The 8,862-nt window shown below is 69.2% G+C and carries 5 protein-coding genes and 2 pseudogenes; 4 read left to right on the plus strand and 3 right to left on the minus strand.

The genetic code is table 11. The features are described from left to right. Nucleotides 1-126: 126 nt before the first annotated feature. A pseudogene (locus tag EAO76_RS10265) lies at nt 127-960 on the plus strand (heavy metal translocating P-type ATPase); the annotation flags it as partial. A 533-nt stretch (nt 961-1,493) separates the two neighbouring features. Here the strand turns inward: EAO76_RS10265 and EAO76_RS10270 are convergent. Both EAO76_RS10270 and EAO76_RS10275 read right to left on the minus strand, forming a co-directional pair. Further along, on the minus strand, nt 1,494-2,783 hold the full coding sequence (locus EAO76_RS10270) for a citrate synthase (protein ID WP_148835469.1): 1,290 nt from the start codon (nt 2,781-2,783) through the stop codon (nt 1,494-1,496). A 129-nt stretch (nt 2,784-2,912) separates the two neighbouring features. Continuing rightward, on the minus strand, nt 2,913-5,213 hold the full coding sequence (locus EAO76_RS10275; protein ID WP_148835470.1) for an ATP-dependent RecD-like DNA helicase: 2,301 nt from the start codon (nt 5,211-5,213) through the stop codon (nt 2,913-2,915). Nucleotides 5,214-5,397: 184 nt separating this feature from the next. Here EAO76_RS10275 and EAO76_RS10280 point away from each other — a divergent pair, with 184 nt between their 5' ends. Next, nucleotides 5,398-5,940, plus strand: a complete 543-nt coding sequence (locus EAO76_RS10280) for an SRPBCC family protein (protein WP_262375335.1) — start codon at nt 5,398-5,400, stop codon at nt 5,938-5,940. A gap of 94 nt (nt 5,941-6,034) precedes the next feature. Here EAO76_RS10280 and EAO76_RS10285 read toward each other — a convergent pair whose 3' ends face one another. Continuing rightward, entirely contained in the window at nt 6,035-7,360 is a 1,326-nt protein-coding gene (locus EAO76_RS10285; RefSeq protein ID WP_148835474.1) for an alpha/beta hydrolase, read from the minus strand. A gap of 369 nt (nt 7,361-7,729) precedes the next feature. Between EAO76_RS10285 and EAO76_RS10290 the strand changes: the two genes are divergently transcribed. After that, entirely contained in the window at nt 7,730-8,062 is a 333-nt protein-coding gene (locus EAO76_RS10290; protein ID WP_148835477.1) for a hypothetical protein, read from the plus strand. Between the two features lie 216 nt (nt 8,063-8,278). After that, a pseudogene (locus tag EAO76_RS10295) lies at nt 8,279-8,862 on the plus strand (protein phosphatase); the annotation flags it as partial.

Genomic DNA, 8,862 nt, shown 5'->3' on the forward strand with positions numbered 1-8,862 from the left:
CCGGGCGACCACGATTGACGTACGTCCTCTGGTCGCCGCGTCCGCGACGGCATCGGACAACGTGCTGGGGAGGGCGATGCCCGCGTCGGCGAGGAGCTGTTCGCGGCCGACGAGGACGGCGTGGCCCTCGACGATGCCCTGGAGCACGCCTCCGAACACCCCATCGCCCAGGCCGTCGCCGCCGGAGCCGCCGAACGCACCGGCACCGCCCTGCCCACCCCCGAGGACTTCGCCAACATCGCCGGACTCGGCGTCCAGGGCATCGTCGAGGGCCACGCCGTCCTCGTCGGCCGCGAACAGCTCCTCGCCGACGCGGGCATCGCCCTCCCCAGCACGTTGTCCGATGCCGTCGCGGACGCGGCGACCAGAGGACGTACGTCAATCGTGGTCGCCCGGGACGGACGGGCGCGTGGTGTCCTCACCGTGGCCGACCGGGTCAAGGAATCCAGCGCGGAGGCCGTCGCGGAGCTCCGCTCCCTGGGCCTCCACCCCGTCCTGCTGACCGGCGACAGCCGCGCCGTGGCCGAGGCGGTCGCGGCCGAGGTCGGCATCGACGAGGTGTACGCGGAGGTGCTCCCCGAGGAGAAGGTGCACGTCATCGAGCGGATCCGGGCCGAGGGCCGTTCGGTCGCCATGGTCGGCGACGGGGTCAACGACGCGGCCGCGCTCGCCACCGCCGACCTCGGTCTGGCGATGGGCACCGGCACGGACGCCGCGATCGAGGCGAGCGACCTCACGCTGGTTCGTGGAGATCTCAAGGTGGCCGCCGACGCGATCCGGCTCTCCCGACGCACCCTGAGCACTATCAGAAGCAACCTTTTCTGGGCATTCGGCTACAACGTCGCCGCCCTACCCCTTGCGGCGTTTGGCCTGCTCAACCCTATGATTGCTGGAGCGGCGATGGCGTTCTCATCTGTCTTCGTCGTGACGAACAGCCTGCGGTTGCGCGCCTTCACCTAATTTCCACAAAGAGATCCAGATCACATGGGTTTCGGGGTAACCATCCGGCGGGTTCGTGAGTCTAAGAGTGCGATGCCAAGGATGTCTTGGGGGACGTCCGCGGAGTGTCTTGGGGGACGCTCCGGGCAAGCGTTGGCCGGGGCACGTGCACCGGGGAGCTTTGAGCGGCCCTCCCGTGCGTACGTACCCCGGCAGATCGCACGAGCAGTACGGCACCACACGCAGTACAGCGGTACACGCAGTACAAGTGAAGAACGACGCAGTTCGCTGCGGTCGAGGAGCACCCAGGAGCTTCGGCTCCCGCAGACGCCCGGCCGGATCCCGTGGGGGGAATCCGCTCCGGGACATGGGAAGCGCCTCGCTGTCGGCCCGTGGGGGGATCGATGGCGAGGCGCTTCTCTCTGTCCGGCGCGGTGTTCCACCGGGAACGCGGATCGCCCCGAACACCGCGCTCTGTGCGAAAGCGCGGTACGCGGGGCGAAGTCGACCGGCCGCCGTGACGGCCAGGGGTCGTGCGGGGGGTGTGCCGGGGCTCAGCGGCTCTCGACCGGGACGAAGTCGCGCAGGACCTCACCGGTGTAGATCTGGCGCGGGCGGCCGATGCGGGAACCCGGCTCCTTGATCATCTCGTGCCACTGGGCGATCCAGCCCGGCAGGCGGCCGAGCGCGAAGAGCACGGTGAACATCTCGGTCGGGAAGCCCATGGCCCGGTAGATGAGACCCGTGTAGAAGTCCACGTTCGGGTAGAGGTTGCGCGAGACGAAGTACTCGTCGGAGAGCGCGTGCTCCTCCAGCTTCAGCGCGATGTCCAGCAGCTCGTCGGACTTGCCGAGCGCGGACAGCACGTCGTGGGCCGCGGCCTTGATGATCTTGGCGCGCGGGTCGAAGGACTTGTACACCCGGTGGCCGAAGCCCATCAGGCGGACGCCGTCCTCCTTGTTCTTCACCTTGCGGATGAAGGAGTCGACGTCGCCGCCGTTGGCCTGGATGCCCTCCAGCATCTCCAGCACCGACTGGTTGGCGCCACCGTGCAGCGGGCCCCACAGCGCCGAGATACCGGCGGAGATCGAGGCGAACATGTTCGCCTGCGAGGAGCCGACCAGGCGCACGGTGGAGGTCGAACAGTTCTGCTCGTGGTCCGCGTGCAGGATGAGCAGCTTGTCGAGCGCGGAGACGACGACCGGGTCCAGGTCGTACTCCTGGGCGGGGACCGAGAAGGTCATGCGCAGGAAGTTCTCGACGTACCCGAGGTCGTTGCGCGGGTAGACGAAGGGGTGGCCGATCGACTTCTTGTAGGCGTACGCCGCGATCGTCGGCAGCTTGGCCAGCAGCCGGATCGTCGAGAGGTGGCGCTGCTCCTCGTCGAACGGGTTGTGGCTGTCCTGGTAGAACGTGGACAGCGCGCTGACGACCGAGGACAGCATGGCCATCGGGTGGGCGTCGCGCGGGAAGCCGTCGAAGAAGCGCTTGACGTCCTCGTGCAGCAGCGTGTGCTGGGTGATCTCGTTCTTGAAGGCCGACAGCTCGTCGACCTTGGGAAGCTCGCCGTTGATGAGCGTGTACGCGACCTCCAGGAACGTCGAGCGCTCGGCGAGCTGCTCGATGGGGTAGCCGCGGTAGCGGAGGATGCCCTGCTCACCGTCGAGGTAGGTGATGGCGGATTTATAGGCTGCGGTGTTGCCGTATCCGCTGTCCAGCGTCACCAGACCGGTATTGGCCCGGAGCTTCCCGATGTCGAAGCCCTTGTCGCCGACGGTGCTGTCGATCACCGGGTAGGTGTACTCGCCGTCGCCGTACCGCAGTACTACAGAGTTGTCGCTCACGTCATCCCTCACCGACGTAGTGCCTCTTCTTCGAGGTTCCCTGACTGTCTCCACCCTCCCCCATTTGGCTCAGGAGAGTGCACTCGGGGTCGTCCATTGGACCTACTCGCGGCACTGAGTGCCGCGAGCCTACTCATCCTGCCCCCTCGGTTCCGGTTCCGGAAGGGCTGCGTGATGTTTCCCACCGATTTGATCGATCATTTTTTCCGCCGATCCTCCGCCCGAGCCCCCTGACAGCCGATAATCCAGCGCCGTACAGCGCCTGCCTGCGGAAACCGTGCGGACCGCCTGACCGATCGCCTGTCGGGAGCCGACCAGTACGACAAGCTTTTTGGCCCTGGTCACCGCGGTGTACAGCAGGTTCCGCTGGAGCATCATCCAGGCGCTCTTGGTGACGGGGATGACCACCGCCGGGTACTCGCTGCCCTGGGAGCGGTGGATCGTCATCGCGTACGCGTGGGCCAGCTCGTCCAGCTCGTCGAAGTCGTAGCCGATCTCCTCGTCCTCGTCGGTGAGGACCGTCAGTTTCTGTTCGTCCAGGTCAAGGGCGGTGACGACGCCGACCGTGCCGTTGAAGACGCCGTTCTCCCCCTTGTCGTAGTTGTTGCGGATCTGGGTGACCTTGTCGCCGACCCGGAAGACCCGGCCGCCGAACCGCTTCTCGGGGAGGTTCGGACGGCCCGGGGTGATGGCCTGCTGGAGGAGCCCGTTGAGCGTGCCCGCCCCGGCCGGGCCGCGGTGCATCGGGGCGAGGACCTGGACGTCCCGGCGCGCGTCCAGCCCGAACTTGGCCGGAATGCGGCGGGCCGCGACGTCCACCGCGAGCACACCGGCGTCCTCCGTCTCGTCCTCCACGAAGAGGAAGAAGTCCTTGAGGCCCTGGGTGAGGGGCGGTATCCCGGAGTTGATCCGGTGCGCGTTGGTGACGACGCCGGACTGCTGGGCCTGGCGGAAGATCGTGGTGAGCCTGACGGCGGGTACGGGGCTGCCGTCGGCGAGCAGATCGCGCAGCACCTCCCCCGCGCCGACCGACGGCAGCTGGTCGACGTCGCCGACGAGCAGCAGATGGGCGCCGGGCGCCACCGCCTTCAGCAGCTTGTTGGCGAGCAGCAGGTCCAGCATCGACGCCTCGTCGACGACGACCAGATCGGCGTCCAGTGGGCGTTCCCGGTCGTACGCGGCGTCGCCGCCCGGTTTCAGTTCGAGCAGCCGGTGCACGGTGGAGGCCTCGGCGCCGGTCAGCTCGGACAGCCGCTTGGCCGCCCGCCCGGTCGGCGCGGCCAGCACCACCTTGGCCCTCTTGGCCCGCGCCAGCTCCACGATCGACCGGACGGTGAACGACTTCCCGCAGCCGGGACCACCGGTCAGGACGGCGACCTTCCGGGTGAGCGCGAGCCGGACCGCCGCCTCCTGCTCGGGCGCCAGATCCGCCCCCGTGCGCTTCGCGAGCCAGGCCAGCGCCTTGTCCCAGTCCACGTCCGCGAAGGCCGGCAGCCGCTCGTCGGGGGTCCGCAGCAGCCGCTGCACCTGGGCGGCGAGGGCGATCTCGGCGCGGTGGAAGGGCACCAGGTAGACGGCGGTGACCGGCTCGCCGCCCTCGGGCGAGGGCACCTTCTCCCGTACGACGCCCTCCGGGTCCTCGGCCAGTTCCGCGAGGCAGTCGATGACCAGGCCGGTGTCGACCTGGAGCAGCTTCACCCCGTCCGCGATCAGCCGCTCCTCGGGGAGGAAGCAGTGCCCCTGGTCGGTGGACTGCGACAGCGCGTACTGGAGACCGGCCTTGACCCGCTCCGGGCTGTCGTGCGGGATGCCGACGGCCTGGGCGATCTTGTCGGCGGTGAGGAAGCCGATGCCCCAGACGTCGGCGGCCAGCCGGTAGGGCTGGTTCTTCACGACGGAGATCGACGCGTCCTCGTACTTCTTGTAGATGCGGACGGCGATGGAGGTGGAGACCCCGACCCCCTGGAGGAAGACCATCACTTCCTTGATCGCCTTCTGTTCCTCCCAGGCGGCGGCGATCATCTTCGTCCGCTTGGGCCCGAGGCCGGGCACCTCGACCAGCCGCTTCGGCTCCTGCTCGATGACGTCGAGGGTGTCGACCCCGAAGTGGGTGGTGATCCGGTCCGCCATGACCGGGCCGATGCCCTTGATCAGGCCGGAGCCGAGGTAGCGGCGGATGCCCTGGATGGTGGCGGGCAGCACGGTCGTGTAGTTCTCCACGGTGAACTGCTTGCCGTACTGCGAGTGCGAGCTCCAGCGCCCCTCCATCCGCAGTGACTCGCCGACCTGTGCACCCAGCAGCGAGCCGACCACGGTCAGCAGATCGCCCGCACCCCGGCCCGTGTCGACGCGGGCGACCGTGTATCCGTTCTCCTCGTTGGCGTACGTGATGCGCTCCAGCACACCTTCGAGGACGGCCATGTTGGACATGTCCCGACGGTATCGGTTCCCACCGACAGCGCTCCCCCGGTCCCGGCTCCCTCCGCCGCGCGAAGAACCGCGGGACGTCGGTAGGACCGGGGAGGGTTGGGAAGGGCCGGGAAGGGGCACTGAGTGCCGTTGTGCGTCCCGGACCCGGCCGGAACGGACGACGGCTCCGACGGAGGGGGAAGCAGTGAAGTACTCGGACGGGCTGAGCGTGGAGGTCACCGTCCACGTCGAGGCGGCCGTGCCGCGGGTCTGGGAGCTGGTGTCGGACATCGGTCTGCCCGCCCGGCTCAGCCCGGAACTGCAGAGCGTGGCATGGCTCGACGGGGCGGCCCGGCCCGTGGTGGGTGCGCGCTTCGAGGGGTTCAACCGCCATCCGATGATCGGCGAGTGGCGGACCGTCTCCCATGTGATCGAGGCGGACGAGCGGCGGGCGTTCGCCTGGGCCGTCACGGACGCGGACGGGCGGTACGGCGAGGCCACGCTGGACCCGGCGCGGTGCATGGCGTCCTGGCACTACGAGATCGCGGCCGAGGGCTCCGGCACCCGGCTGCGGCAGACCGCCAGGATCGGGCCGGGCCGCAGCGGAGTCCTCGTGGCCATCGAGAAGCGGCCGGACCGGGAGCGGCAGATCATCGAGTTCCGGCTGAAGGAGCTGCGCGCCGGGATGGAGGCCACCCTCCACGGCATCAAGGAACTCGCCGAGGAGGACGGCGGCCGGAGCGACTGACCGTCGGCGACCGGGGCCGCACCGGGGGCCGGCTTCCGCCGGGCCCCGGTGCGGCCCCATGCGTGTCACGTGTTGCGGTGCGTCCCCACCTGTCTCAGTGCGGCCTCACGTACTCCACCTTCACCACGTCCGGCACTCCGGGCAGCTTCTTCCGGCCGGTCAGGAGCGCCTGCTGCGAGGTGTCGCCCAGGAGGTACCGGCGGAAGAAAGCGACGGTGTAGCCCGTGGCGATCCGGCGCTGGGTGGCCTCGTCGAGGCCCGGGTGCTGCTGGTTCCTGCCGTCCTGCGAGACGCACCGCCCGCGCCGCTCGCCGGGGATCGCATCGTTCGCACCGGCCACCTGGCCGCTGCCGGGGGACCACTGGGTGTTGAAGTAGTTGTGGTTGCCGCCGGTGAGGGTGACGCCGTGCAGGGGCGCCTTGTTCCCGTCCTTGTTCCACTTCACGTACTCACCGGTGTTGACCTGGTCGCAGGTGCCCCACAGCACGGCCAGCGGAACCTTGGTGACCGGTTCGTTGTCCCACGTGGCGGTGGGCGCGAGACCGAGCGCCGCCCCGATCCGCACCCCGGCGGGCCAGTCGCCGTGCCGCGCGTCGGAGACCTGCTGCATCACGCCTCCGCCGCCCATGGAGTGGCCGAGGGTGCCGACGTTCCTCATGTCCAGTCGCCCGGCGAAGGCTGCGCCGAGGGACCGGCCGGTCCCCGGGTCCTCGATCCCGCCCCTCAAGGGGCCCTTGCCCGCGTCGAGCCGGCGCCACAGGTCCAGGTGCTCGTTGATGAGGGCGGCCCGCGCCCGGTACACCGAGTCCGCCTGGCCGGCGCTGGTCGAGTTGATTCCGTTGGCTCCCATGGAGACCACCACGAAGCCCTGCCGGGCCAGGCGCTCGGCCAGGTAGTCGTAGCCGGAACTGCTCGGCAGCGCCGGGATTCCCGCCCCGCACGGCCAGGCCCACAGCCGGTCGCTCATCCTGTCGATGATCTTCTGCTGTGCGGCCGTCCGGGCCTCGTCGCCCGCCTTCTCGGCCAGGGCCAGTGCCTTCTCCGCCTTCACCAGCGCGTTCTGCGCGCCGCGGTCCGCGCAGGTGGCCCACTGCCCGTGCTGCATGACGATCAGCGGATGCCTGCCCCGCGTCGGCCCCTCGGAGCCCGGTGCGACGGGGTAGTGCACCACCCCGGCGATCTCGCTCCTCCCCTCGTACGGCGCTTCGGGGGTGAAGGCCCGGTCGCCCAGGTCGTAGACCGCCCGCCCCACCGGGAACGGCCCCTTCGCCGGAGCGGGGTCCGCCGCGGGCACGGGTTCGCCGCCCGCGGCCAGGGCAGGGACCAGCACCATGAGCGCGGCCGCGGCGACGCCCGCGACGAGAGCCTCCGTACGGGTCCGGCCGCCGAAGGCCCTGCCGCTGTGTTTCCCCACCGCCATGTGCGGTCCTGCCTCTCGGGTCGCCTCGGGTGCTCGTGCCCGGCCGCGACCGGATCGTGCTGTTCCACGCGTCGCGGACGGACGCGTCCCACCCTGGTCCGCACTTGTCAGGAACCTGTGAGCGCGGCGTAGGGATGTCGTCTGCCCACGGCCCGGCCGGCCGTCGCGGGTGGCGCCCCGGACGGCGTCGTGAGCGACCCGGACAATCCGCTCCGCACCCTCCCCGCAGCTGACAGTGACTCAACTCTCCGCGGATCCGGTCTGCTTCGTCACACCTCTGACCCTGCTCCCGCTTTTGATTGCACTGGCCACACCGAGTTGATAGGCATGACGACACATGTGTTCACGCAGCTTGGCAGGGGGGCCGACATGAAGTTCGACATGGGGGCGCAGGTTCTGACGACTCTGTCGTCGAAGTCTCGCGGGTCGAGTGATGATCTGGGGCTGCTGATCCGTCAGCTGCTGCAGGCGGCTGCCCCGCTGGAGGGGAAGTTCCACGGTTCGGGGCGGGTGGCGTTCGACTCGTTCAAGAACCGGTCGGACGAGATCACGGCGGCGCTGAACGGTTCGCTGGCGGCTCTCCTGGGCGGTCAGTCCGGGATGGAGTCCGCGTTCGGTTCGGGTGACCAGGAGCAGGGCGACAACGCGCGGCAGCAGATGTCGACCGCGAACTTCGACGCGGCACGCTTCGGCGCCCGCTGACGACAACCGGGCTCCTCGGCCGTTCCTTTCGGTTGCTCTCCTCGGCCGTCGTCGGCGGCCGTTCGCTTCTCTGTCCTTTCCTGCTTTTCCTGACCAAGGTTTGTCCGGCCGGTGCGGCCGGCTGTTTCACGGGGGTGTCGTGGTGACTGGGCGTGGTCCGAAAGCACAAGGTGTCCGAAACATACTGAAGGCGGAGAAGGCCGGGGTGCGGACCCGATGATCAAGCCCGAGGCCATTCCGCAGTACACCGGTGATCTGGGCCAGCTGGAGAAGGACCACGCGTCCCTGACGAAGGACGCCGGACACATCCGTGAGACCGGTTCCTCCGTCCACACCCAGTTCCAGGCCCTGTCCGCCTACTACCGGGCGCCCGAGGCCGAGCAGCTGTTCGCCTCGACGAAACCCGTCAAGGACCGGGCCGACACCTTCGCCGACGACCTGGAGAAGGTCGCCACCTCCCTGTCCGACTACGCCACCGAGATCCGCCCCCTCGTCACCAARCTCGCGCAGCTGAAGACCGACGCGACCACGTTCGTGAACGAGAACAAGGACGACGACGAGTGGGAGTACGACGGGGACAAGGTCGAGGAGCACAACCAGCTCCGTGACGACATCACCGCGACCGTCGCCGCGTTCTGGGCCGCCGAACGCACCTGCCACAACAAGATCACCGCCCTGTTCGGCGGGACGCAGATGGTCGCCGGCGACGGCTCCGAACGCAAGGACCAGTACGGGTTCAACGCCGAGGACCTCAAGAACGCCAAACTCCCCTGGGGCGACCCCGTCGAGGAGAAGCACCA

The sequence above is a fragment of the Streptomyces sp. sk2.1 genome, from assembly GCF_008120935.1.
GTDB lineage: Bacteria > Actinomycetota > Actinomycetes > Streptomycetales > Streptomycetaceae > Streptomyces.

Excerpts from the sequence above, each read along its gene's own strand:
- EAO76_RS10290 (WP_148835477.1), top strand. The coding sequence starts at position 7,730 with ATGAAGTTCGACATGGGGGCGCAGGTTCTGACGACTCTGTCGTCGAAG.
- EAO76_RS10285 (WP_148835474.1), bottom strand. The coding sequence starts at position 7,360 with ATGGCGGTGGGGAAACACAGCGGCAGGGCCTTCGGCGGCCGGACCCGT.
- EAO76_RS10275 (WP_148835470.1), bottom strand. The coding sequence starts at position 5,213 with ATGTCCAACATGGCCGTCCTCGAAGGTGTGCTGGAGCGCATCACGTAC.